Here is a 22,737-nt window from a genome sequence, read left to right as displayed (position 1 = left end):
CCCACTCTAAGCGAGGGTCTCGAGCCAGTTGCGCAGCAGGTGCGCCCCGGCGTCCCCGGACTTCTCGGGGTGGAACTGCGTCGCCCACAGCGGCCCGTTCTCGACGGCGGCGACGAAGTCCTGGCCGTGGTTCGCCCAGGTCACCTTGGGTTGCTGCCCGGCGAGGCCGGAGTCCAGTTCCCAGGTCCGCGCGGCATAGGAATGCACGAAGTAGAAGCGGGTTTCCGCGTCGAGCCCGGCGAACAGCTGCGAGTCCTCCGGCGCGCGGACGGTGTTCCAGCCCATGTGGGGCAGGACGTCGGCCTCCAGCCTGTCGACCGTGCCGGGCCACTCACCGGTGCCCGCGGCCTCTTCACCGTGCTCGACACCGCGTTCGAACAGGATCTGCATGCCGACGCAGATGCCCAGCACGGGACGGCCACCGGCGAGGCGCTTGCCGATGATCTTCTCACCCGAAACCGACAGCAACCCCTCCATGCAGGCGGAGAAGGCGCCGACGCCGGGAACGACCAGGCCATCGGCCTCGAGCGCGGCATGGGGGTCGGAGGTGACCTCGACGTCCGCGCCGGCGCGCTGAACAGCGCGTTCGGCGGACCGGAGATTACCGGACCCGTAGTCCAGGATCACCACACGAGAAGTAGCCACACGCTCAGGTTAGCGGACCGGACCTTCTGCCGATTCCCCGTTTGAACCGCCACTCGTCCGGGTAATAAAAACTCCGAGTGGAAGGCCGGCGCGGGACCGCCTGCACTTCTGGAGGAACGATGCGGGACGCCGACGAACTGACCTGCTTGCTACACGCGTGGCGAGAGGACATCGACAGCGTGCCTTTCCCTACCTTCGCGGAACTGCTGATCCCGGAACAGAAGCAGCGCTCCGCTCCCAGCCTGCCGGTCACGGCATCGGTTCAGGTGACGAATACCACCGGATGGCGCGATCTCTGACACCCGACTCCGGTCGTGTGTGTGGTTTTCTTCATGGGTCGTGACCCACCGAGCCGACCAGGAGTGACCGCATGAGCAGCAGCCCGGATCCGCGCGACTTCCTCGATCTCGACGCCGAACTCTCCGAGGAAGACCGGGCCATGAGGGACGCTGTCCGCGCGTTCGCGCAGGACCAGCTCCTCCCGAACGTCGCCGAGTGGTACGAATCGGGCGCCCTGCCCGCCGCCGAACTCGCCAAGGGCTTCGGTCAGCTCGGGCTGCTCGGCATGCACCTGGAGGGTCACGGCTGCGCCGGGACCAGCGCGGTCGCCTACGGCATCGCCTGCCGCGAGCTGGAGGCCGTCGACTCCGGGCTGCGCAGCTTCGTCTCGGTGCAGGGTTCGCTGGCGATGTACGCGATCCACAAGTGGGGCACCGAGGACCACAAGCGGGAGTGGCTCCCGCGGATGGCGGCCGGTGAAGCACTCGGCTGCTTCGGCCTGACCGAACCGGACGCCGGCAGCGACCCTGGCAGCATGCGGACCCGCGCGGTCCGCGACGGCTCGGACTGGCTGCTGAGCGGCACCAAGATGTGGATCACCAACGGCACCGTCGCCGACGTCGCGGTCATCTGGGCGCAGACCGACGAGGGTGTGCGCGGTTTCGTCGTCCCCACGGACACGCCGGGCTTCACCGCGAACGAGGTCAAGCACAAGCTGTCCCTGCGGGCCTCGCTGACCGCGGAACTCGTGCTCGACGGCGTCCGCTTGCCGGAGTCGGCGGCGTTCCCTGAGGTCAGGGGGCTGCGCGGACCGCTGTCCTGCCTGAACGAAGCGCGCTACGGGATCCTGTTCGGTGTCGTCGGCGCCGCTCGCTCCTGCTACGAATCCGCGCTGGAGTACACGCTGAGCCGCGAGCAGTTCGGCAAGCCGCTGGCCGGATTCCAGCTCACCCAGCGCAAACTCGCCGACCTCGTCGTCGAGGTCAACCGCGCCGGGCTGATCGCGCTGCGGATCGGACGGCTCAAGGACGCCGGAACGCTGCACCACAACCACGTCAGCTTCGGCAAACTCGCCAACGTCCGCTCCGCGCTGGAGGTCGCCAGGACCGCGCGGGCCATGCTCGGCGCCAACGGGATCTCGCTGGAGTACCCGGTGATGCGGCATATGTCGAACCTCGAAACCGTGTTGACCTACGAAGGCACCGAAGAGATGCACGCGCTCTCGATCGGCCAGTCGGTCACCGGGCTCGCCGCCTTCCGCTGAGCCGCCGAAACTGTCGGTGCGGGCCTCTAGGGTCCGCCGTATGACCGATTTCGCCGAGTTCCAGTCCGTCGTCGAGCTGCGCCGGTACACCCTGCGCCCCGGCCGCCGGGACGAGCTGATCGAGCTCTTCGAGCGCGAGTTCGTGGAGACGCAGGAAGCCTGCGGCATGCACCTGTTCGGCCTGTTCCGTGCACCCGCCGAGCCGGACAAGTTCGTGTGGCTGCGCGGATTCCGGGACATGGAGAGCAGGCGGGCGGCGCTGGAGTCGTTCTATTACGGACCGGTGTGGCGCGAGCACGGCCCGGCGGCGAACGAGACGATGATCGACGCTTCCGACGTGCTGCTGTTGCGGCCGTCCGGGCCGGGTTTCCCCGCTCCGGACGGCGGCCCGGATTCACGGGTGTTGGTGACGATCTGCCATCCCCTGGGGCCGGTCAAAGAGTTTTCCGAGTACTTCGCGGACACCGTGGCTCCGGCGCTGGGGGCGGCCGGTGTGGACACCTTCGGCCACTTCGAGACCGAACCCGCCGAGAACACCTTCCCCCGCCTTCCCGTGCGAGAGAACGAGACGGTGTTCGTCTGGTTCTCGAAGTCCACCGAGGACTCGGAGGCACAACGGGAAGTCCTCGACCGGGCAGGCGCCGGGCTCGCGGGAAGGCTCGAACGCCCGTGGCAGCGGCTGGAACTCACGCCGACCCCGCGCTCACCCCTGCGCTGAAAGGAGTTCCGCGAGCCCATCCGGATACAGGATCGCTTTGCCGCTCACCACGTCGGCCAGCGGCAGCCAGTGCACGCGCGTGCCCTCCTCGTCGAGCACCACGCCGACCTCGTCGCGTTCGTAGAACGCTTTGTCGGTCAGGTCGGCGGTGAACAGGAACACGATCTCGTGCCCTGGCCTGCCTTCGAAGGTGTACACGTTCTCCAGCACCGCGATCTGCTCGACAGCGGTCAGTTCCGCCGCGAGCTCTTCCTGGAACTCACGGTGCAGTGCCTCGGCGGCGGTCTCCCCGAACTCGATCCCGCCGCCGAGCGGGCGATGGTAGGTCTCCCCCTTCACCTCGTCGCGGCCTTCGAACACCAGAAGGTCTTCGCCGCGGCGGATGACCCCGAGCACGAGCGGGCGGATCTTCGTCATCCTGGTGACGCTAGCGGAGGAATTCCTTGACCGACAAGGCGATGGACCCCGCGTCGAGGCCGTGTGCGAGATCGTGGTCGGCCATCTCGCCGTAGATCCGCACCTCGACGTCACGCCGGACACCCAGTGACAGCAACCGATGCGGCGTTTCGGACAAGGCGTCGGACACCGCATGCGCCGAAGTCCCCGCGAGATAGGGCTCGATCAGCACAACGTCGCGTGCGCCCGCGGCCTCGACGGCCGAGCGCAGACCGGCGGCGTCGAACGGCCGGATCGTCGAGGTGTAGAGCACGGTCACGTCGAGATCGACGGTCGCCTCCATCGCCCGGTCGAGCATCGGCCCGACGGCCACTACGACACCTCGGTCGCCTTCGCGCAGCGTCTGCAGCCCGGCACCCAAATGCGGTTTCGCGTTCTCCTGCGCGGAAAGCCGAAGGTAGACACGTCCGTCACCCGGGATGGACTCCAGCAGCAGCCTCCGTGCTTCTTCGGGGTGACCCGGCACGTGCACGGTCCAGCCCGGCAGTGTGTCGATGAGGGCGACGTCTCCTGGTGCCTGATGTGTCCGCCCTGCGGTCGGCATGTCGTAGGACGCGCCGGACGACACCAGCACGGCACCGACGTCCTGATGCCCGAGGTCGAGTTTGACCTGCTCGAACGCCCGCTCCACGAGGAACGACGAGAAGGTGTGGACGATGGGGCGCATCCCGGCCAGCGCGAGCCCGCCGGCGGCGCTCATCATCAGCTGCTCGCGGATGCCGACGTTGAGCACACGGTCCGGATGCTTCCGGGCGGCGAAGTCCAGCTGCGCCGCGGAGATGTCGGCGAGCACGATGGCGACGTTCGGATCGGTGTCGAGTACCTCGGCGACGGCGCAAAGGAACGTTTCACGCATGTTCACGGTTTCAGGCCTTTCGCTCGACGGTCGCGACCACGGCGAGCGGCCGGTCCGGATGGGGTGCGGTGAAGGCTTCGTAGAGCGTTTCGTGATCGCGCCCGTCGACCGTGCGGGTCTCCCAGCCCTCGACCTCGAACCGGCGCGCGATCCCGCCCGGCCAGCCGTGGGTGGCGGAGGAGTTGTCGACGACGACAGCGGTCAGCTGCGGCATGCCGATGCGGCCCGCCACCGCGATGGCCTCTTGGTTGGAGCCTTCGTCGAGTTCCGCGTCGCCGACGAGGGTGACGACCTTGGCGTCACGAAATCCTTTGGCGCGCAGGCCGAACACGGTGCCGATGGCGAGCGGGAGGCCATGCCCCAGTGACCCGCTGGCGATCTCGGCGCCGGGCAACCTCGCCCGGTCGGGATGGTGCCCGAGCCGTGACTCCGCCGAAGTCCAGTCGGCGAGTTCGTCCTCGCGGATGAAGCCCTTCTCCGTCAGGACGGCGTAGTAGGCCATCGGACCGTGGCCCTTCGACAGCAGAAAGCGATCGCGACCGGGATCACGGAAGGTCTCCGGGGTGATGTCCAGTACGCGGTCGTAGAGCACCCACAGCACGTCCACAGTGGACTCCGCGGCGGCCTGATGCTTCTCGTCCCCGGTCATCAACGAGATCAGCCGCGGCAGATCCTCGTAGCCGGTCATGGTGTCGGTGGTCATGAACCGAGGGTGCAACCTCGACTAAGGTCGAAGTCAAGGCTAGTCTGGCGGCGTGACGAGATTGGCTGAACACCTGAGCATCGGACAGGTCGCCGACCGCAGCGGCGTGCCCCATACGGCTTTGCGCTTCTATGAGGACAAAGGGCTGATCAGCTCCGAGCGTTCGGCGGGTAACCAACGGCGATATCCGCGTTCGGTGCTGCGCCGGATCGCCTTCATCCGCGCCGCGCAGCGTGTCGGTCTCAGCCTGGACGACATCAGCTCGGCACTGGAGACCTTACCCAGGGACCACGCCCCCACCAAAGCCGACTGGGCACGCCTTTCGAAGGGCTGGCAGACCGAACTCGACGCGCGGATCGACGCGCTGCAACGCCTGCGGGACAGGCTGACCGGCTGCGTCGGCTGCGGTTGCCTGTCCCTGCGCAGCTGCGGGCTCTACAACGCCGACGACCAGATGTCCCGATTCGGCCCCGGCGCGGGGAAACTGCGCCCGGCTTCCGAGGGCGGCTTCTGAATTCCGTTGCCACGCGGGTGCCGGATGTGCGTCACTGTGACTCGAAATGGACAAGAAGAACCTCATCCGAGTCTCGAAACGACTCTCCCGGCACCTGCGGCACGCACCCGGTGACATCGGCATCACCCTGACCTCCGACGGCTGGGTCGAAGTCGGCGCGCTCTTGGCCGCCCTGCGGCGCGACGGCTTGGCCCTCACCCGTGCCGAACTCGACGAAGTGGTCGAGGGCAACGACAAACAACGGTTCGCCTTCGACGAGGACGGGCGGCGGATCCGCGCCAGTCAAGGACACAGCGTCGACGTCGATCTCGCGCTGCCCACCGCCACCCCGCCGGACGTGCTCTATCACGGCACCGTGTCCCGGTTCCTCGACGCGATCATGCACGAGGGTCTCCGGCCGATGAAGCGGCACGCCGTGCACCTTTCCGCGAACATCGAGACCGCCCGCACGGTCGGCGGAAGGCGCGGCGTCGCGGTCGTACTCCTCGTCGACGCGGCGGGCATGGCGGTCGCCGGGCACGAGTTCCAAGTGAGCGCGAACGGCGTTTGGCTCACCGCCGCCGTTCCGCCGGGGTTCCTGCGCCGTCTCCCCTAGATCAGGCCGTTGTTCCGCAGCAGCGACAACGTGCTCACGGTGAACAGCCCATTCCATTCCAGCGCGGCCGCGGGCGAATAGCTCGTGTAGTCGACGCGCCACCCGCCGTCTTCGTGCTGCGCCGCGGCCACGCGCCGCAGATCGGCCTCGATGACTTCGGGCCTGAAGAGCTTCCGTGCCGGGCCGTCCGGTTCCGGGGCGAAGTCGAGCGGGCGCATGGCCTCACCCTCGATCCCGCCGCCGACGGCGACCACTCCGTCGTCCGGGATGAACCTCCCGAGCTTCTCGGTCAGGCGCGTGTCGCCGATCCGGTCCACCAGCTTCATCGCGAAAGCGCGCACGAGCGCGTGCGGCGCCTCATCGATCTTCTCGATCGCGTCGAGGCAGTAGCGCGTGGCGTTCGCCAGCCACGGGTGCGCGGCGACCGCCGGATCGTGCACGGCGACGCTGTGCGCGACGACCGCGACGATCGCGGTGATCTGCAGCGAGGAGACCGACGAGTCCGCCTCCGCCCAGAACGGCGCGCTGCCCGCCGGGTCCGGCATCGGCAGGGCGAACGGGATACCGCCGTCGGGCAAGGAGATGGAGGCGAGCCAGTCGCAGAGTTCGGCCGCACGCGGGCTGATCGCCGGGCCGACGCCGGCGAAGACCTCGAAAGCGTGCAGCGCGCCACCGGGTTGGCTGGTCGCCGAACGGCAGTCCGGTTCGAGTCCGTGACCGTAGCCGCCGTCGGGATTGCGGTAGCCCTCCAGTGCCGCGAGCGCCGCCGCCGGGTCGCCGTCGCGGAAGAGGACCTCGAAGCGGCGCCTGTCGAGCAGCCGGGCCTGGGTGGCCATGAAGGTGGCCGCTGACTCCAGATCGATGTTCATACCGACAGCGTCGCGCGGATCGCGGCGCTTGTCTTGAACACATCGGTCACGTGCGGCGGCGCGGGCGGTTGTAGAGCTTGCGGCCGACGCTGAGGAGCGTTTCGCGCAGCGTCTCGTCGTCGAGCGGGGCCACGTCGGGCGAACCGCCGGCGATGGCGATCCCCGCCAGCAGCACCTGCGCGGTCACGATCGCGGTGAGGTCCGGATCGGGGCCGACCAGGACCTCCAGCAACCGGTTTTTGAAGCTTTCCGAGCGGTGGACGGATTTCTCGACCGCCCTGGCGATGCCGGGGTCGCTGGAAAACAGCGCGACCAGCGCGCGATGCCGTACTACGAGGTCGACGAACCCGTCGAGCAAATGGTCGATCTGCGCGCCGCGGGTGCGCTGTGCGCGGGCGTCGTCGACGATGCCCTCCAGCTCTCGCAGCACGGGCTCGGCGACGGATTCGGTGATCTCCGCCTTCGTCTTGAAGTGGTAGTAGACGGCGGCCTTGGTGACGCCGAGGGCGTCGGCGATCATCTGCAGCGAGGTGCCTTCCACGCCGTGTTCGGTGAACAACCGCAACGCCGTGCCCAGAAGTCGCGTGCGGGTGTCCTCCACGTGGACGACGTCCATTTTCCCTCCTTGTTCAGCCGTCGGAGGTTACGTCACGCGCAGCCCTCGAGCCAACCGAGTACTAGCCGTGCGGCTAGTCACATACTTGCCGATCGGCTTGTTGACCCCTAGCCGATCGGCTAGCTTGGAATACACCTGATCGAGTGAACGGGAGACTTCTGTGGCCAGCTTCCTGTACCGACTGGGCCGGTTCTCGTTCCGGCGCCGGGCATTGGTGGCGGCGGTGTGGGCCGTCGTCCTGGTGGCCCTCGGCGCGGGGGCGCTGACCCTGTCCGGCCAGCTTTCGAACTCGGTGACCATCCCCGGCACCGAGTCGCAGAAGGCGATCGACCAGCTCGCGGACCGTTTCCCGGAAGCCGCCGCCGGTGGTGCGACCGCCCGCGTTGTCATTTCCACGCCCGGCGACGTCACCGACGAGGCTGGGCGGGCGGCGATCACGCGCCTCGTCACCGGGCTCAAGGACGCGCCGAAGGTCGCCGGAGTGGTCGACCCGCTGCAGATGCAGGCGATCGCGCCCGACAAACACGTCGCGCTGGCGCAGGTCAGTTACCGCGTGCCGGGCTTCGAGCTCACCGAAACCGATCGCGAGGGCCTGATGGCCGCCGCGGCCCCCGCCAAGGCCGCCGGATACACCGTCGAGTTCGGCGGCGACGCCGTCCAGGCGATGCCCGCCACGAACGCCACCGAAGGCCTTGGTGTCGCCGTCGCGGCCGTCGTCCTGATCATCACCTTCGGCTCGCTGCTCGCGGCCGGTATCCCGCTGCTGACCGCGCTCATCGGCGTCGGCATCGGCATGGCCGGCATCACGACAGCGTCCGGTTTCCTCGAACTGAACACGAACACGCCGGTGCTCGCACTGATGATCGGCCTCGCCGTCGGCATCGACTACGCGCTCTTCATCGTTTCCCGCTATCGGCACGAACTCGGCATCGGACGCGATCCCGAGGAAGCCGCCGGACGCGCCACCGGCACGGCGGGCTCCGCCGTGGTGTTCGCCGGGCTGACCGTGATCATCGCGCTGGCCGGCCTGACCGTCGTCGGCATCCCGTTCCTCGGCGAGATGGGCGTCGCCGCGGCGATCACCGTCGCCATCGCGGTCGTCATCGCGCTGACCCTGCTTCCCGCGATCCTCGGCTTCGCGGGCGGCAAACTGGCGGGCGGCAAAATTCGCTTGCGCCGCAAGGAAGGCGCGACGACGCACGGCGAACGGTGGGCGCGTTTCGTGGCCCGCCACCGGATCCCGGTGCTGATCGCCGCGATCGCCGGGCTCGCGATCGTCGCCGTCCCGGCCGCGAGCATGCAGCTCGGCCTGCCGAACGACAGCACCGCCGCGCCCGACACCACCCAGCGCAAGGCCTACGACACCGTCAGCCGCAGCTTCGGCGAGGGCGCCAACGGCCCGCTGGTGATCGTCGTCGACCTCGGCGGCAGCACCGACCGGCAGGCCGCGCTCCAACAGGCCTCCGCCGGGATCAGCGGACTCGGGGAGCGCCCGATCGTCACGCCGCCGAAGGTCAACCGGAGCGGTGACCTGGCACTGTTGACCGTCATTCCGAAGAGTGGTCCGAGCAGCACCGCGACCGAAGACCTCGTCAGCGACATCCGCGGCCTGAACGCGGGACTGGGCACGGCCACCGGGGCTTCGTTGGCGGTGACCGGCCAGACCGCGGCCAACATCGACGTCTCGGAGAAACTCGCCGACGCGATGCTGCCCTACCTCGCGCTGATCGTCGGGCTCGCGTTCCTGTTGCTGATGCTGGTGTTCCGCTCGGTCGTGGTCCCGCTGAAGGCGACGCTGGGCTTCCTCGGCTCCGTGGTCGCGACGTTCGGCGCCGTGGTCGCGGTGTTCCAGTGGGGCTGGCTCACCGACCTGCTCGGCGTGAAGACGACCGGGCCGATCATGAGCATGCTGCCGATCCTGCTGATCGGCGTACTGTTCGGGCTCGCGATGGACTACCAGGTGTTCCTGGTGACGCGGATGCGGGAGGAGTACGTCCACGGCGCCGACCCGCAGCAGGCGATGGTCACCGGTTTCCGGCACGGCTCCCGCGTCGTGGTCGCCGCGGCGCTGATCATGATCAGCGTGTTCGCCGGGTTCGTCCTCGCGGAGTCCTCGCTGATCCAGTCGATCGGGTTCGCGCTGGCCTTCGGTGTGCTGGTGGACGCGTTCGTGATCCGGATGACCATCGTGCCGGCGTTGATGTCGCTGCTCGGCCGCGGTGCGTGGTGGCTGCCGAAGTGGCTGGACCGCGTGCTGCCGGACGTCGACGTCGAAGGCGAGAAGCTCACGAAGCAGCTTGACGCTCCTGACGAGCGAGAGCTGGCCCGCTCTTCGAGCTGAGATCCGTGAAGGCCTCCTTCCTACCTTGAGAGTCAGGGTCTCGGCAAAGTCGAGGTCTTGCAGATCAGCGGCTATCCGCCGCTGCGTGAGGCTGACGATGTAGGAATTGGGACGTTCAGTGTCCCAATTCCTACATCGTCGCGGGATCACACCGGTCGCGGAGCTTGCTCAACACAGGTTCAGAGACTTGCCCCCGGCACACGCCCGAGCGGGGAGGATTTCGGACCTTGAACGTCCCAAATCCTCCCCGCTCGGCCCCTCGCAGGCACTAGCGATGCCAGCCCGGACTACCACCAGCAGCAGCGCAGACCAACAGCTCCGCGACTTTGCCGAGACCCTGACCCTGCGAGTAGGGAGGAGGTCTTCACGGACTTATGCCAAGAATGTCCTGGCCTCTCCCAGCGCGAAGCCGAGCGGGTTCAGCCCGCGCCAACGGTCGGCGTTCTCGACGTATGGACGGTCGGCCGCGAGCCCGATGCCCCAGACGGCGTCGAGCGGGCTGGCTTCGACCAGCACGCGGTTCTTGGTGCCGAGCAGGAAGTCGCGGAGTTCCGGATGCTTCCCGAACTTCGCGATCGAGGCGTCGCGGACGATTCCGTAACGCTCGGTTTCCCAGGCCACCTGGTCAAACCCGCGGACTTCGCGACCCAAAGCCTTGGCCTCCCGTGGATGCCGGGCCTTGAGAACGCGCGCGGCACTCTCGGCGTCGTCGAACAGGAGCGCCTTGTGCCACATCATGTAGTGCTCGGCCGTCGGAAACGTTTCGTCGTCCACGGTGAACCGGGCTGGCCACCACTGGCTGAAGCATGCGGTCCGATCGTGCCGTCACGCCGAGGCTGATGTCCCCCAAGGACATGCCGGAAAGCATGATCGCCGATGTCCCGGCGCGCACGCCATTTACCGGACGGCGGGCCTCAGGCCAGCCAGGCGATGGCTCCGCCGATCGCCAGCAGCGCACCGATACCCAGCACCACGGCCAGGAACTTGACGCTCTTCCAGGTCGCGTAGACGCCGCCGATCAGGAAGCCGCCGAGTGCGAACAGCAGCACGGCGATGGTCGAGTTACTCACGCCCGCCACCCTGCCACACCCGCACGCGCCCGACCTCCCCGGGTGCACTCCGCAATTCGTCCTCTGGTTGCGGTAGTTGCACGTGCAAGGACCGCAACCAGAGGACTAATTGCGGGAGTCAGAGAACGCCCTTCGTGGAAGGGATCCCACCCGCCCGCGGGTCCGGCTCGGTGGCGGCACGCAAAGCGCGCGCGACGGCCTTGTACTCGGCCTCGGCGATGTGGTGCGGGTCCCGGCCGTGGAGCACCCGCACGTGCAGCGCGATCTGCGCGTGGAACGAAAGCGAGTCGAACACGTGCCGCGTCAGCACGAACGGGTAGTTCCCGCCGATGGTGAAGCTGTTGAACTGCTCCGGCTCACCGAGGTGCACGCAGTACGGCCGCCCGGAGACGTCGATCGCGGCGTGCGCGAGGGTTTCGTCCATCGGGATCCACGCGTCGCCGAAGCGGCGGATGCCGCTCTTGTCGCCGAGCGCCTGCCGCAGCGCCTGGCCGAGCACGATCGCGGTGTCTTCGACGGTGTGGTGCGCGTCGATGTGCACGTCCCCGGTCGCCTGCACCTTGAGGTCGAGCGAGCCGTGCACCCCGAACGCGGTGAGCATGTGGTCGTAGAACGGGACACCGGTGTCGATCTCCACCTGTCCCGTTCCGTCCAGGTCGAGCTGAACGGAAATGGACGATTCCCTGGTGGTGCGGTCCACCTTGCCGACGCGACTCATCGCGGCACCTCCTTGCTGGCCTCGAGAAAGGCGTCGTTCTCTTCCGGCGTCCCGATGGTCACCCGCAGGTGCCCTTCGATGCCGACGTCCCTGATCAGCACACCGTTGTCCAAATAGGACTTCCAGGTCGCGGGCGCGTCCGCGAAGCGTCCGAAAAGGACGAAGTTCGCGTCGCTCGGAACCGGCGTGAATCCCAAGCCCAGCAACGATTCCACCACTCGGTCGCGTTCGGCCGCGAGTTTGGCGACCGACGCCAGGGTGGCGTCGGCGTGCCGCAGCGCCGCCCGCGCGGCGGCTTGCGTGAGCTTCGAGAGGTGGTACGGCAGCCGCACCAGCTGCAGGGCGTCGACGATCGCGGGCGCGGCCGCCAGGTAACCGAGCCGCCCGCCCGCGAAGGCGAACGCCTTGCTCATCGTGCGCGACACGATGAGCCGCGACGGGTACTCCTCGAGCAGCTCGATGGCACTCGGCTGCGACGAGAACTCGGCATACGCCTCGTCGACCACCACGATGCCCGGCGCCGCTTCGAGCAGACCGCGCAGCTCACCGAACGGGATCGACCCGCCCGTCGGGTTGTTCGGGCTGGTCACGAACACGATGTCCGGACGGCGTTCCCGCACCAGCGCGGCCGCCTTCTCGGTGTCGAGCGTGAAATCGTCGCGGCGCGGCACGGGCAGCCAGTCGGTGCGGGTGCCCGCCGAGATGATCGGGTGCATCGAGTACGACGGCTCGAAACCCAGCGCCGACCGGCCTGGGCCGCCGAAGGCCTGCAGGATCTGCTGCAGGATTTCGTTGGACCCGTTGGCGGCCCACACGTTCGACTCCGACACCAGCACACCGGTGGACACCGCGAGATAGTCCGCGAGGTCCTGCCGCAGGGCGACGGCGTCGCGATCCGGGTAGCGGTGCAGCGACGCGGCCTCGACGCGGACGGCCTCGGCGACGGCGACCACCAGCGCGTCCGGCGGCGGGTACGGGTTTTCGTTGGTGTTGAGCCGGATCGGCACGTCGAGCTGCGGCGCGCCGTACGGGGTCTTACCCCGCAGGTCCTCCCGCAGCGGGAGCGCGTCGAGCGTGATCTCCTCGCCGACGCTCATGCCCGGTCTCCCTCGAACCGCGCCGTGATGGCCTCGCCGTGCGCGGGCAGATCCTCGGCGTTGGCCAGCGCGACGACACGGCCGGCGATCTCGCGCAGCGCGTCTTCGCTGTAGTCGACGACGTGCACGCCCTTGAGGAAGCTCTGCACCGAAAGCCCGGACGAGTGCCGCGCGAATCCGCCGGTGGGCAGGACGTGGTTCGAGCCCGCGCAGTAGTCGCCGAGCGAAACCGGCGCGTACGCCCCGACGAAGATCGCGCCCGCGTTGCGTACCCGTGCGGCCACCGAGCGCGCGTCCGCGGTCTGGATCTCCAGGTGTTCCGCGGCGTAGGCGTCGACAACGCGGAGCCCGTCGTCCACAGTGGACACCAGGATGATGCCGGACTGCTTGCCGCTCAAGGCCTCCGTCACACGCTCGGCGTGTTTGGTCGCGGTCACGCGACCGGTCAGTTCCTTGTCCACCGCGTCCGCGAGTTCCTCGGACGTGGTGACCAGCACGCTCGCGGCGAGCGGGTCGTGCTCGGCCTGGCTGATCAGGTCGGCGGTGACGTGCACCGGGTCGGCGGTCTCGTCGGCGAGGATCGCGATCTCGGTCGGTCCCGCCTCGGAGTCGATGCCGATGATGCCGCGCAGCAGCCGCTTGGCCGCGGTGAGGAAGATGTTGCCGGGCCCGGTGACGATGTCGACCGGCTCCAGCGTGGTGCCGTCGGTGTCGGTGCCGCCGTACGCGAGCAGCGCGACGGCCTGCGCTCCGCCGACGGCCCACACCTCGTCGACGCCGAGCAGTTCGGCGGCCGCCAGGATCGTCGGGTGCGGGAGACCGCCGAACGCGGCCTGCGGCGGCGAGCACAGCACGAGCGTGCCGACGCCGGCGATCTGCGCCGGGACGACGTTCATCACCACGGTCGAGGGGTACACCGCGAGCCCGCCCGGCGCGTACAGCCCGACGCGCTCCACCGGGATCCAGCGTTCGGTGACGGTGCCGCCGTCGACGACCTCGGTGGTGACGTCCTGGCGGCGCTGATCACCGTGGACCTTCCTGGTGCGGAGGATGGACTCCTCCAGCGCCTCGCGGACGGCCGGTTCCAGGTTCTCGAGCGCGCTCGTGAGCTCGGCGGCGGCCACGCGGACGCCCTCGGGGCGGACCTTGTCGAACTTCTCGGTGTACTCGAGAACCGCTTCGACGCCGCGATCACGGACCGCCTCGACCACCGGCCGTACACGATGCAGCGCCGCGTCCACGTCGTACTCGGCACGCGGGAGCGTGCTCCTGAGTTCGGCAACGGACGGGACCTGTCCACGCAGGTCGGTACGGTTCAGCATGCCTCAAGGGTACGAGGTGGCCGGATCGCGCCGAGCAGGCACACTGGGGTGGTGACCAGCGATCCCACGATGAGGGAGGCCGCCGTGCCGCGAATCGGGTTGTGCCAGCTCACAGCGGCCGAGGATCCCGAAACGAACCTGAAGCTGATTCGCGAAGGCGTGGTTGCCGCGGCGGCCGACGGCGCGCGGATCGTGGTCTTCCCCGAAGCGACGATGGCGCGCTTCGGTGTGCCGCTGAAATCGCTCGCGCAACCTTTGGACGGGCCATGGGCGTCCACTGTGGCGTCCATCGCGGACGAGCACGGGGTCGTGATCGTCGCGGGCATGTTCACGCCGTCACCCGATGGTCGCGTCAGTAACACACTGCTCGTCACCGGCGGCGGTCATCACCTCGGTTACGACAAGATCCATCTGTACGACGCGTTCGGGTTCGCCGAGTCCGACACGGTCGCCCCCGGAACCGCGCCGGTGACCTTCGAGGTCGACGGGGTCACCTTCGGCGTCGCGACCTGTTACGACATCCGCTTCCCGGAGCTGTTCCGGAAGCTGGCCGACGACGGCGCCGACATCGTTCTCGTGCCGACGTCCTGGGGCGCGGGTGAGGGCAAACGCGAGCAGTGGGAGGTCCTGGTGCGCGCCCGCGCGCTCGACTCCGGCTGCTGGGTCCTCGGCTGCGGACAGGCCGATCCGGCCGCGAGCGGGACACAGGTGAATCCGAAGGCGCCGACCGGGATCGGCCACTCGACGGTGTCCGACGGCTTCGGACGCGTCCACGCCCGGCTGGGCGCCGGGCCGGAGACCCTGGTCGTCGACGTGGATCCGTCGGTCAGCGGGAAGGCTCGGGCGGCGACGGGCGCTTTGGCGAACCGTCGACTCTAACGTCCACCCACCAGCCACACTTCAAGCGTCTCGGTCGGGTCTAGCGCAGCAGGCCCTCGCGGATCGCCACCCGCACGAACCCGGCCCGCCGCCGTTCCCCGGTCTTGTCCCGGATCCGGTCGAGATAGGACCGCACCGTCCGCACGCTGATGTTCAGGATCTCCGCCACGTCGACGTCCCGTTCACCCGCCGCGACCAGCCGCAGGACCTGCTTTTCCCGTTCGGACAGCACGATCTTGGGCCCGGCGTGGCGGTCTTCGCTGTCCTGGATGATCATTCCGGCCAGCGTCGGCGACACGTACGCGTTGTCGTCCGCGATGGTGCGGATGGCGCGCAGGAGTTCGTCGCCGTCGACGTCCTTGGACAGGAATCCCTTCGCCCCGGCCTGCATGGCGCCCAACACTTCGGGCTGTTCGGCGTGCGCGGACACCACGAGCACCTTGTGCCCCATCTGCCCCACTTCGAGTACCGCGGCGGCGTCCTGGACGCCGCGCAGCTTGAGATCGAGGACGACGACGCTGCCCGCGGGTTGTTCCTGGACGGCGAACCGCGCGACGGAGTCGGCGACGGCGCCCAGCGCGATGTCCGGCGCTTCGGTGAGGACACGCGCGACGGCGTCCCGGTACAAGGGATGATCTTCGATCACCCCGACGTTGATCGGTGTGCTGCGTTTCGGCTGCTGCTCGTCTGCGTTCACCGGCGTCCTTCGAATCCGCCCGCGTCGTCGCGGGGCGCGACCGGCCGAGACGGGCCTGGCACCTCCGGCGGAGACGCGAGCCCGAGCTGGATGGCCTTGCGGACCAGACCGGCCCGCCTTCTCTCTCCGAGTTTGTCACGGATCCGGTCCAGGTAACCACGGACCGTCCGGACCCCGATACCCAGGATGCGGGCGATGTCGACGTCGCGTTCGCCCGCCGCGACCAGCCGCAGGACCTGTTTCTCCCGCGCGGACAGCGCGACGTCCGGAGCCCGCACGGGGCGGTCGGCGTTGTCCTTGATGATCATTCCGGCCACCACCGCGGAAACATAGGCCCTGCCCTGCGCGACCGTCCTGATCGCGATCAGCAGTTCGTCGACGTCGACGTCCTTGGACAGGAATCCCTTCGCACCGGCGGCGATCGCGCCGAGCACCTGTTCGGACTCCGCCTGCGCGGACACCACGAGCACGTGATGCCCCAGTTCGCACACCTGGAGCACGGCCGCCGCCCCGGCGATCCCCGGCAGGCCGAGATCGAGCAGCACGACGCTGCCGGGTGGCTGCGGGTGGACGTGGAACCGGGCGACCGAATCGACCACCGCGCCCAGTTCGATCCCCTCCGCCTCGGTGAGGACCCGGACCACGGCGTGCCGGTACAACGGATGGTCCTCGATCACCGCGACGTCGACCCGGTCGGTCTCCGGCTTGTCTTCAGTCATCTGCACGCTTCCGCTCACCCCGTCCCACCCGCCGCGGACACCGCGCGTCCGGCCCGCGCCGGATCCAGCGCGGGCCCTCGCGGCACCAGTGCCAGCAACCCATTCGGAACCGGTTGCCGTTCGGCTTGGCCGTAACCGAGGGAAGCGAGTGCCTCAGTGCTCGCCACCGGGTATTTCAGGCCCGTGTCGGTCACGACGTAAACCGTGCCGGAACCGGATTCCGTCACCACCGCGCCTCCCGACGGAGGCACGAAAACCGCGTCGGCGACCAGCGCGTCCGTCCGCGCCGTCACCGGGATCGCCTTCGCACCTTGCGGCAACGGGACCTGTGCGGAGATAACAATTCGAGAACCCTGCGCGCATACCGTCACGGACTGTCCGGTAACGGGCGCTTTTCGCGGGATCCGGTCCGGATACTCCGCGGGATCGGCCCCGCCCGTCCTCGCCGTGCCGACCTTCGGCACCGCGGCGACGTCGGCCGCGCGCACCGCGACGGGGGCCGGGACGCCGGTGTAGGCGTCCGCGTTCTGCGGCGTGTTGATCAGCAGGCTCGCCGCGGTCTGGCCGATCGGTTCGAGTCCTTCGGGGCGGACGAGGTAGTACGACGTCGCGTCGTTGGGTGACGCCATCGCGTCGACGACACCGAGTACCGAACCGACCTTCGCCGTGGTGCCGCCGACCTGCGGGCCGGACCGTCCGGCGTCCTCGACCGCGCGGTAGGCCAGATCCCGTCCGGCGGCGACCGTGCCGATCCACCGGGAGGACACCGCGATCGCCGGATAGGTGTCGAACTGCAGCGCCGTGGCCGCCTCCGGGGTGAGTTTGTAGCGGCGCCCCGCCGTCACGAGGTAACGCTCGCCCTCGGGGACGCGGACCACGACGGCCTGGTCCTTCGGCAGGTCGACCCCGGCGGCGGGCGCGCCGAAAAGCACCGTTGTCTCGGGTTCGGCCGACGCGGGCGCATCCTGGGTCGTCCGCGAGCAACTCGTCCACGGCGTCTTCACCAGCACGGCGGACGAGGGCAGTGAATCGGGGGCGCCGGGGATGCCGATCTGCGAACCGCGAGGGGCCTTCGCGAGCTTGTCCGAAGGGACGGTCACCGTGGCCTCGCCGTTGCCGCCCGCCATCAGCCGCGCGGAGGCGTAGTTGAGCACGGGATGCAGCGCACCGTCCTTGCCGAGGATGTACCGGGCGCCGGTGCCCTCCTCGACGATGACCTTGCCGCCTGCGAGCCAGTCCTTACCGCCGGAGGGGTTCAGCAGGCCGATCACGCCGAAGACCGCGGTGACCAGCAGCGCCACGCCGAGGCCGCACAGGGTTCCGATCACGAGCCTGCGGCTCGGGGCGACCGGGTGGTTGGCGTCCGCCGAGACCAGTGCCGAAACCAGTCTCCTGCGGAGGAATTGGTAGGCCTGGATCTGGTCCCGCTGCGTCCACACGCTCCCGTCCCCCGCCGTTCGTACCCACCCGTCCGAAGGTCCATCACGTTAGGTTCCGTCAAGCTTCACGGTGAGGGTAATTTTTACGCCCCTCCCCCGCGCGGGACGGGATTACCGTCGGGCGCGTGCACGGAGGAGGGGAATTCCTTGTCGGTTGAAGCCCCGGCGGTGGCCACACCACGCCAGGCCCCGGAACACGGCACCGCGGGTGCGGCGCCGCTGCCCTGGCTGCTGCCGATCCGACCGCTGCAGGCGGCGCTCTGGGAGATCGCCGGGATCGCGATCCTGCTGGCCTTCACCGTCGACGGGTTCCCTCAGCCCGCGCGGATCAGCATTACCGCTGTGGCAGGGGTCCTTGTCCTGACGACGTCGGTCCGCTTCGCCGGGCGCCACGCCGCCGGCTGGCTGCTCACTTGGACCGGATACCGGCTGAAGCGTCGCGACAAGCGCGAAGTCCCCGATCCGCTGCACCGGCTCGCCGGTCCCGTCCGGGTCCGCCAGCACGTCGACCGCGCGGGTAACCGTTTCGGCGTCGCCGAGGTCGGCGACGGCTGGAGCGCTGTCGTGCGGCTGACCAGGGGTGCCGTCGCACCCGATCCGGCCACTTTGGTCGCCATCCTGCGTGACTCCTACGCGAGCACCGGGATCCCGTTGTCCAGCGCACAGCTGCTGACCTGGACCGTCCCCAATGGACAGTCGCTGATCAGGGTCCGCTGGCTCGCCGTCCGGTACCGGCCCGAGGACGCGCCGATCGCCGCGCTCGCCCGGGGTGGCGGAGAACTCGGCGCGCTGCGGAGCACCGCCTGCGCGGCGCTGGCTCTGATGGGCGCGCTGGCCGAAGCCGGGTTCGAGAGCACCGTGCTCGAGGCAGGCGAGGTGGCCGAAGAACTCCGCGTCGCGCTCGGCAGCGGCCAGGACGCGCCGGTGACCGGCTGGCGTTCCTGGGACTGGGGCGGTGCCTCGCAGGTCTGTTACCGGCCGCGGTCGGAGCGAGATCTCGCGCGGACACTGGATCTTCACGTACCCGGCTCGGCGTTCACCGCGACTTCGTACACGCTGCATCGCACCCCTGGCGGGCGCGAGAAGTCCGAAGTGACCATCCGGGTCGGCGGACGACCGGGGGCGGAGACGGTGCGGCCCGAAGGGATCGCGGTGACCCCGCTGCACGGACGGCACGCGGCGGCGGTCCGGCGGACCCTGCCGCTGGCGCTGGAGGACTGAGGGGACTGTCCGTGGAGGGCTCCTTTCCTCTCTGAGGGTAGGGAAGGAACCCTCCACGGACGTAAACGCAATTAGTCCTCTAGTTGCGGTCCTTGCGTGTGCAAGTACCGCAACTAGAGGACTAATTGCGTGGGGGTGGGGCCTAGCCGCGCACGGCCTCGTAGACCCCGGCGATCATGCCGACGAACGGGATCAGCGAGAGCAGCACCAGGAACTCGACGATATCGAGAGTCCGTGCCCAGTAAGGAGAACGGCGTCCCTTCGCGACCCGCGTCGCGTAAGTGAGGCAGACGCCCGCCGCGACGACGACGGCGCAGCCCGCGCCGAACACGAACGAACGCGGCCCGCCCGCGGCGAGCCAGAAACCGGCCGACGCCAGGGCCGCCGCACCGAAACCGATGAGCACGAGCCGCTGCGAACGGCCGGCGAACGCGCGCGAACGCAACATCAGCGCCAGCCCCAGCAACGCGCACAGGCCCGCTTCCCAGGCCCCGCCGGACGACGCCAGGACGATACACGCGGAGACCACGGTGAGCCCGAGCGCGACGAGCAACCCGGTCAGCAACGCCTGCGCGTACGTCGTCCCGCCGACCATGTCCTCGCCCAGCGAAGGGTTCTCGTCGGCGCGGAACGCGTCCATGTCGTCCGGCACCCGGGGCAGCGGCAGCCTGCCGAGCCGCAGCGCCATCATCGGTGCCACCGCGGCCAGTGCCGTCGCCACGACGCCGACCACGGCGGCCGCCGAGACCGCGCGGACGTCGGCAAGTCCGGCGATGGCGGTGGTGATCGCGCCGAGCCCGGCGGCGACCGTGACCGCGACGAACCACGGCAGCCGGTCCGCCACCGAAACGGCCGCGATCACGCCGTACACGGTCACCACGGCGAGCCCGGCGGCCAGCGGCCCGGCCGACAGCGAGAACAGCGGATGCGGCGGCAGGATCGACATCCCGGCCAGCAACGCCGCGCCGACCCCGGCGAGCGCGCCCGCCGCACCGGCCTCCGCGTCGCCGTACGCACGACTCAACGCGCCACCGCCCAGAACGAGGACCAGCGCGAGCAGCCCGGTCCCGATCGGCGCCAGCACACTGCCGGACGCGGCCGCCTGCACCAGCAGGCCACCGGTGAGCAGCAGGACGACCGACGCGACGATACCCGCCTTGCGCGCCACCGAAGGTCCCCAGCGGCCGGTACCCGACTCGGCGACACTGGCGATCGAGTCGACGACGTCGTCGAACAGCAGCGGACCCCGCGGGCGTTCGCGCGGGGTCAGGTGCAGTACTTCTCCGTCACGCACTTGCGCCGCGGCGACCGTGAGGCCGAGCGCGAGCGGAGCGCCGCCGAGCCGCGACAGCACCCAGCCCGGGTGCTCGGCCGACGCCTGCCCTGACGCACCCGCGAGCCGGACGAGCTGCGGGACGAGTTCGGCGAACGTGCTCTGCTGCGGCAGCGCCACATCGACCCGCGCCCGCGGTGTCACCACCGTGACGCGCCGGGTGGAGCCCGCGATCGCGGCCGTCATGCTTCGATCGACTTGGCGGACTCGATGACCGGGGCGAACTTGGCGCTGCTGGCCTCGGCCAGTTTCTGCAGCCCGTTGTTGACCGCCTCCAGGACGATCTCCGAAAGGTTGCGCGCGTCGTACTGACGCAGTGCGCGGGGGTCGATGTCGATCGAGGTGAACCGGCCGTCACCGCGCAGCACGACGGTGACCTCGTTCTGCCGTGAGTGCGCCTTGACCTCCATCGCCTCGACCGAACGCTGGATGCGCTGCACCTCTTCGGTCTGCTTGCGGACCTGGTCCAGCAACTCGTCCATGTCCGGCATGGCATAGGGGTCCGTGGTCACGAGTCTTCTCCTTCATCTGCGGTGAAATCCCGCCGGACGTGGACGCTGGCCACGAACCTGCGGAAGTCGTCGCCGAGCCGGCGTGCCGTCTCGGGCGCTGCGGTACAGGCGATCTGGAGGATCAGCCGGTCGGCCGGGCTCGCGCCTGGCACGGTCAGCTGCACCTGGGTCTGCACGAGTTCCTGCCCTTCGCCGGTGCGGACGCGCAGCATCTGCGTCACGCCGGGGGCGGCCCCGGTGCCGATCACCTTGCGCTGGACCACTTCGAGCGCGGCCATGGACCGGCCGAGGCGTTCGACGGCCTCGTCGGCGATCTCGGTGATCCGCGCCTGATCCGGCCGCTGCCCGACGCTCAGGGTGATGTTGGGGGTGAACTCCCCGTCCGGCACGGAGTGCACGGCCACGAAGACCGCGCCCTCGGCGCCGACGGACGACGGCTCGACCGGCACCCAGCCCTCGGGGATGTCGAAGCCGAGCGGAAGGGAAACCCGGTCCTGCGTCATCGCTTCGCTCATCCCTGTCACCACGTGCCCACGTAGGAGATCGCGTCGTCCCAAGCCTCGCCGACGGCGTCCGCCGCCTGGCCAGCCGCGCCGCTCACCGCGTCGACGGCGGCGCCACCGTACTCGCCGACGGTGTCCGCGATCTTCGGCAGGTCGATGTCGATCTTCGCGCCGATCCCGGCTCCGAGACCGAGTGCGACGCCCGCCTTGAAGTTGACCTTGAGGTGCCCGGCGTCGTAGACGGCCTGGCCGTCGAGCTGGGCGCCGAGTCCATATTGGAGGGTGCCGCTCGCGCCGACGCCCACCCCGGCCACGTCCGCCGCGAGCTCGCCTTCGATCTTGCCGCCGACGAAGGCGTTGGCGTGCACGCCGACGCCGTGCGCGCCCGCCTGGAACGAGCCGTTCACCTCGCCGCCGACGAACGCGGTCCCCTTGGCACTGCCCGAGGCGACGCCCCATTCCTTCTTGCCTTCGAGTTCTTCCTTGAAGGCGGCCAGTTCGGCGTGCCCGGACGCCTTGAGGTCCCAGCCCTGTGAGGAGACCTTGGCGTCCCAGCCCGGGGTGAAACCGTCCTGCTCCTGCTTCCACTTGGCGTAGGTGATCTCGGTGCTGTTCCAGGCTTTGTCGCGCAGGCCTTCCGGCTTCGGCCTGCCGAACGGGGTGTCGCCGGCACGCGGGGCGCGCGTGCCTTCGAGACCGTCCCAGGTGAGCTTCTTCCAGCCGGAATTGCCGAACCAGGAAGGATGCGTGCGCGGTCGCTTGCGGCCGTCGAGTGTTTCGCCGTTGAGCCAGTACAACGGGCCGCGGCCCCATTTGCCGAGTTCGTGTTCGATCCGGCCGGTGCCCTCCGGCGGGAACAGCCGCGCGAGTTCTTCGCTCAGCTCGTCGGCGATCTCCTGTGCCGCCTGCGCGGCGCGCTCGCCGAGCTGGCGGGCGGCGGAGATGAACGCGTTGACCGCGTTCGCGTTCGCCGTGCGCGCCTGGCTGGTGAGCTGCGCGGCGTACTGGTCGAACTGAGCGAGAATCGAGTCCACACAGGACTTCGCGCCCCGCAGTGCCTGCGCGCCCGCTCGCAGCCGGTTCGACTGGTCGCTTAGTTCGGCGCCGAGCTCACCGAGTTCCTGGCTCAGGTTCGCCGCGGCCCTGGCGAACGCGGTGTAGGCATCACCCTCCCAGGACGCGTTGAGCGCCTTCGCCGCCTTGGCGATCTCGTTTGCCCGGCCGGAAACCGTGGACGCCCGCTCGCCACACCGCTGCCCGGCCGCGTTCAGCGCCGCCGGATCACCGGTGACCCGCCGCTGGTACTCGACCACGAGCCGCCGGTAATTCGACAGAATCGAACTGACGACGCCCGACGCGTCGACCACACCG

Annotated in this window: 26 protein-coding genes; 8 read left to right on the top strand and 18 right to left on the bottom strand. The window is 69.3% G+C overall.

Annotation, left to right across the window (positions count from 1 at the left end; translation table 11 throughout):
• Positions 1 to 6: 6 nt before the first annotated feature.
• Positions 7 to 630 (bottom strand): imidazole glycerol phosphate synthase subunit HisH, encoded by a 624-nt coding sequence (hisH, locus tag ACM6LR_RS16605; RefSeq protein ID WP_414938566.1) that lies wholly within the window; start codon positions 628 to 630, stop codon positions 7 to 9.
• 134 nt (positions 631 to 764) lie between these two features.
• On the opposite strand from hisH, the gene ACM6LR_RS16600 reads away from it, so the two are divergent.
• From ACM6LR_RS16600 to ACM6LR_RS16590, 3 genes are all read left to right on the top strand, one after another.
• A complete protein-coding gene (locus ACM6LR_RS16600) occupies positions 765 to 944 on the top strand; it encodes a hypothetical protein (RefSeq protein ID WP_414938069.1) in 180 nt (59 codons plus the stop codon).
• Positions 945 to 1,015: 71 nt separating this feature from the next.
• Positions 1,016 to 2,188 carry an acyl-CoA dehydrogenase family protein gene (locus ACM6LR_RS16595; RefSeq protein WP_414938068.1) on the top strand — a complete coding sequence of 391 codons (1,173 nt, stop codon included), beginning with the start codon at positions 1,016 to 1,018 and terminating at the stop codon, positions 2,186 to 2,188.
• Between the two features lie 40 nt (positions 2,189 to 2,228).
• Positions 2,229 to 2,906 carry an NIPSNAP family protein gene (locus tag ACM6LR_RS16590; RefSeq protein WP_414938067.1) on the top strand — a complete coding sequence of 226 codons (678 nt, stop codon included), beginning with the start codon at positions 2,229 to 2,231 and terminating at the stop codon, positions 2,904 to 2,906.
• Here ACM6LR_RS16590 and ACM6LR_RS16585 read toward each other — a convergent pair.
• Genes ACM6LR_RS16585 through ACM6LR_RS16575 form a run of 3 tightly spaced genes read right to left on the bottom strand, consistent with a single transcriptional unit; the run spans position 2,892 to position 4,921 of the window.
• Positions 2,892 to 3,323, bottom strand: a complete 432-nt coding sequence (locus tag ACM6LR_RS16585) for an NUDIX hydrolase (protein ID WP_414938066.1) — start codon at positions 3,321 to 3,323, stop codon at positions 2,892 to 2,894. The two genes, ACM6LR_RS16590 and ACM6LR_RS16585, sit on opposite strands and share 15 nt — an antisense overlap.
• A 10-nt stretch (positions 3,324 to 3,333) precedes the next feature.
• Positions 3,334 to 4,224 carry a transketolase family protein gene (locus tag ACM6LR_RS16580; protein ID WP_414938065.1) on the bottom strand — a complete coding sequence of 297 codons (891 nt, stop codon included), beginning with the start codon at positions 4,222 to 4,224 and terminating at the stop codon, positions 3,334 to 3,336.
• Positions 4,225 to 4,228: 4 nt separating this feature from the next.
• A complete protein-coding gene (locus ACM6LR_RS16575) occupies positions 4,229 to 4,921 on the bottom strand; it encodes a transketolase (RefSeq protein WP_414938064.1) in 693 nt (230 codons plus the stop codon).
• A 52-nt stretch (positions 4,922 to 4,973) separates the two neighbouring features.
• Here ACM6LR_RS16575 and soxR point away from each other — a divergent pair, with 52 nt between their 5' ends.
• Positions 4,974 to 5,435: a redox-sensitive transcriptional activator SoxR gene (soxR, locus tag ACM6LR_RS16570; RefSeq protein WP_409494210.1), complete on the top strand. Its 462-nt coding sequence runs from the start codon at positions 4,974 to 4,976 to the stop codon at positions 5,433 to 5,435.
• A gap of 46 nt (positions 5,436 to 5,481) precedes the next feature.
• Complete coding sequence (locus ACM6LR_RS16565) at positions 5,482 to 6,030, top strand: RNA 2'-phosphotransferase (RefSeq protein ID WP_414938063.1); 549 nt, start codon at positions 5,482 to 5,484, stop codon at positions 6,028 to 6,030.
• Here ACM6LR_RS16565 and ACM6LR_RS16560 read toward each other — a convergent pair.
• Positions 6,027 to 6,899 carry a hypothetical protein gene (locus ACM6LR_RS16560; protein WP_414938062.1) on the bottom strand — a complete coding sequence of 291 codons (873 nt, stop codon included), beginning with the start codon at positions 6,897 to 6,899 and terminating at the stop codon, positions 6,027 to 6,029. The genes ACM6LR_RS16565 and ACM6LR_RS16560 overlap by 4 nt on opposite strands.
• A 46-nt stretch (positions 6,900 to 6,945) precedes the next feature.
• A complete protein-coding gene (locus ACM6LR_RS16555; RefSeq protein WP_414938061.1) occupies positions 6,946 to 7,515 on the bottom strand; it encodes a TetR/AcrR family transcriptional regulator in 570 nt (189 codons plus the stop codon).
• Between the two features lie 160 nt (positions 7,516 to 7,675).
• On the opposite strand from ACM6LR_RS16555, the gene ACM6LR_RS16550 reads away from it, so the two are divergent.
• On the top strand, positions 7,676 to 9,856 hold the full coding sequence (locus tag ACM6LR_RS16550) for an MMPL family transporter (RefSeq protein ID WP_414944060.1): 2,181 nt from the start codon (positions 7,676 to 7,678) through the stop codon (positions 9,854 to 9,856).
• Between the two features lie 372 nt (positions 9,857 to 10,228).
• Here ACM6LR_RS16550 and ACM6LR_RS16545 read toward each other — a convergent pair whose 3' ends face one another.
• From ACM6LR_RS16545 to hisD, 5 genes are all read right to left on the bottom strand, one after another.
• Complete coding sequence (locus ACM6LR_RS16545; RefSeq protein WP_414938059.1) at positions 10,229 to 10,630, bottom strand: NADAR family protein; 402 nt, start codon at positions 10,628 to 10,630, stop codon at positions 10,229 to 10,231.
• 140 nt (positions 10,631 to 10,770) lie between these two features.
• Positions 10,771 to 10,926, bottom strand: a complete 156-nt coding sequence (locus tag ACM6LR_RS16540) for a hypothetical protein (protein ID WP_414938058.1) — start codon at positions 10,924 to 10,926, stop codon at positions 10,771 to 10,773.
• Between the two features lie 118 nt (positions 10,927 to 11,044).
• A complete protein-coding gene (gene hisB / locus ACM6LR_RS16535; protein ID WP_005155296.1) occupies positions 11,045 to 11,644 on the bottom strand; it encodes an imidazoleglycerol-phosphate dehydratase HisB in 600 nt (199 codons plus the stop codon).
• The gene (locus tag ACM6LR_RS16530) at positions 11,641 to 12,741 is read right to left on the bottom strand and encodes a histidinol-phosphate transaminase (protein ID WP_414938057.1); all 1,101 of its coding nucleotides are present in this window, start codon (positions 12,739 to 12,741) and stop codon (positions 11,641 to 11,643) included. The genes hisB and ACM6LR_RS16530 overlap by 4 nt, the downstream gene beginning before the upstream one ends.
• Positions 12,738 to 14,063: a histidinol dehydrogenase gene (gene hisD, locus ACM6LR_RS16525; protein ID WP_414938056.1), complete on the bottom strand. Its 1,326-nt coding sequence runs from the start codon at positions 14,061 to 14,063 to the stop codon at positions 12,738 to 12,740. The genes ACM6LR_RS16530 and hisD overlap by 4 nt, the downstream gene beginning before the upstream one ends.
• Before the next feature lie 84 nt (positions 14,064 to 14,147).
• Here hisD and ACM6LR_RS16520 point away from each other — a divergent pair, with 84 nt between their 5' ends.
• Positions 14,148 to 14,942, top strand: coding sequence for a carbon-nitrogen hydrolase family protein (locus tag ACM6LR_RS16520; RefSeq protein ID WP_414938565.1), 795 nt, complete (start codon positions 14,148 to 14,150; stop codon positions 14,940 to 14,942).
• A gap of 40 nt (positions 14,943 to 14,982) precedes the next feature.
• Here the strand turns inward: ACM6LR_RS16520 and ACM6LR_RS16515 are convergent, their stop codons facing one another.
• The 3 genes from ACM6LR_RS16515 to eccB are packed head-to-tail and all read right to left on the bottom strand — an operon-like array spanning position 14,983 to position 17,797.
• Complete coding sequence (locus ACM6LR_RS16515) at positions 14,983 to 15,639, bottom strand: response regulator (RefSeq protein ID WP_414938055.1); 657 nt, start codon at positions 15,637 to 15,639, stop codon at positions 14,983 to 14,985.
• Entirely contained in the window at positions 15,636 to 16,358 is a 723-nt protein-coding gene (locus ACM6LR_RS16510) for a response regulator transcription factor (protein ID WP_414938054.1), read from the bottom strand. The genes ACM6LR_RS16515 and ACM6LR_RS16510 overlap by 4 nt, the downstream gene beginning before the upstream one ends.
• Positions 16,359 to 16,372: 14 nt before the next feature.
• Positions 16,373 to 17,797 (bottom strand): type VII secretion protein EccB, encoded by a 1,425-nt coding sequence (gene eccB / locus ACM6LR_RS16505; RefSeq protein WP_414938053.1) that lies wholly within the window; start codon positions 17,795 to 17,797, stop codon positions 16,373 to 16,375.
• A 147-nt stretch (positions 17,798 to 17,944) separates the two neighbouring features.
• On the opposite strand from eccB, the gene ACM6LR_RS16500 reads away from it, so the two are divergent.
• Positions 17,945 to 19,018 (top strand): type VII secretion protein EccE, encoded by a 1,074-nt coding sequence (locus tag ACM6LR_RS16500; protein ID WP_414938052.1) that lies wholly within the window; start codon positions 17,945 to 17,947, stop codon positions 19,016 to 19,018.
• Between the two features lie 142 nt (positions 19,019 to 19,160).
• Here the strand turns inward: ACM6LR_RS16500 and eccD are convergent, their stop codons facing one another.
• Genes eccD through ACM6LR_RS16480 form a run of 4 tightly spaced genes read right to left on the bottom strand, consistent with a single transcriptional unit; the run spans position 19,161 to position 22,733 of the window.
• Positions 19,161 to 20,537 carry a type VII secretion integral membrane protein EccD gene (gene eccD / locus ACM6LR_RS16495; RefSeq protein ID WP_414944059.1) on the bottom strand — a complete coding sequence of 459 codons (1,377 nt, stop codon included), beginning with the start codon at positions 20,535 to 20,537 and terminating at the stop codon, positions 19,161 to 19,163.
• On the bottom strand, positions 20,534 to 20,863 hold the full coding sequence (locus tag ACM6LR_RS16490; RefSeq protein WP_233223736.1) for a YbaB/EbfC family nucleoid-associated protein: 330 nt from the start codon (positions 20,861 to 20,863) through the stop codon (positions 20,534 to 20,536). The genes eccD and ACM6LR_RS16490 overlap by 4 nt, the downstream gene beginning before the upstream one ends.
• On the bottom strand, positions 20,860 to 21,378 hold the full coding sequence (locus ACM6LR_RS16485) for a hypothetical protein (RefSeq protein WP_414944058.1): 519 nt from the start codon (positions 21,376 to 21,378) through the stop codon (positions 20,860 to 20,862). Before ACM6LR_RS16485 ends, ACM6LR_RS16490 begins: the two co-directional genes overlap by 4 nt.
• 5 nt (positions 21,379 to 21,383) lie before the next feature.
• Positions 21,384 to 22,733 carry a WXG100 family type VII secretion target gene (locus ACM6LR_RS16480; protein ID WP_414944057.1) on the bottom strand — a complete coding sequence of 450 codons (1,350 nt, stop codon included), beginning with the start codon at positions 22,731 to 22,733 and terminating at the stop codon, positions 21,384 to 21,386.
• Positions 22,734 to 22,737 lie beyond the last annotated feature (4 nt).

The organism is Amycolatopsis sp. cmx-11-32 (genome assembly GCF_047608695.1).
GTDB lineage: Bacteria > Actinomycetota > Actinomycetes > Mycobacteriales > Pseudonocardiaceae > Amycolatopsis.
This window is presented reverse-complemented; position numbering and strand designations above follow the sequence as displayed.

Excerpts from the sequence above, each read along its gene's own strand:
- ACM6LR_RS16600 (WP_414938069.1), top strand. The coding sequence starts at position 765 with ATGCGGGACGCCGACGAACTGACCTGCTTGCTACACGCGTGGCGAGAG.
- ACM6LR_RS16595 (WP_414938068.1), top strand. The coding sequence starts at position 1,016 with ATGAGCAGCAGCCCGGATCCGCGCGACTTCCTCGATCTCGACGCCGAA.
- ACM6LR_RS16590 (WP_414938067.1), top strand. The coding sequence starts at position 2,229 with ATGACCGATTTCGCCGAGTTCCAGTCCGTCGTCGAGCTGCGCCGGTAC.
- ACM6LR_RS16585 (WP_414938066.1), bottom strand. The coding sequence starts at position 3,323 with ATGACGAAGATCCGCCCGCTCGTGCTCGGGGTCATCCGCCGCGGCGAA.
- ACM6LR_RS16575 (WP_414938064.1), bottom strand. The coding sequence starts at position 4,921 with ATGACCACCGACACCATGACCGGCTACGAGGATCTGCCGCGGCTGATC.
- ACM6LR_RS16565 (WP_414938063.1), top strand. The coding sequence starts at position 5,482 with ATGGACAAGAAGAACCTCATCCGAGTCTCGAAACGACTCTCCCGGCAC.
- ACM6LR_RS16560 (WP_414938062.1), bottom strand. The coding sequence starts at position 6,899 with ATGAACATCGATCTGGAGTCAGCGGCCACCTTCATGGCCACCCAGGCC.
- ACM6LR_RS16555 (WP_414938061.1), bottom strand. The coding sequence starts at position 7,515 with ATGGACGTCGTCCACGTGGAGGACACCCGCACGCGACTTCTGGGCACG.
- hisB (WP_005155296.1), bottom strand. The coding sequence starts at position 11,644 with ATGAGTCGCGTCGGCAAGGTGGACCGCACCACCAGGGAATCGTCCATT.
- ACM6LR_RS16530 (WP_414938057.1), bottom strand. The coding sequence starts at position 12,741 with ATGAGCGTCGGCGAGGAGATCACGCTCGACGCGCTCCCGCTGCGGGAG.
- hisD (WP_414938056.1), bottom strand. The coding sequence starts at position 14,063 with ATGCTGAACCGTACCGACCTGCGTGGACAGGTCCCGTCCGTTGCCGAA.
- ACM6LR_RS16510 (WP_414938054.1), bottom strand. The coding sequence starts at position 16,358 with ATGACTGAAGACAAGCCGGAGACCGACCGGGTCGACGTCGCGGTGATC.
- eccD (WP_414944059.1), bottom strand. The coding sequence starts at position 20,537 with ATGACGGCCGCGATCGCGGGCTCCACCCGGCGCGTCACGGTGGTGACA.
- ACM6LR_RS16485 (WP_414944058.1), bottom strand. The coding sequence starts at position 21,378 with ATGAGCGAAGCGATGACGCAGGACCGGGTTTCCCTTCCGCTCGGCTTC.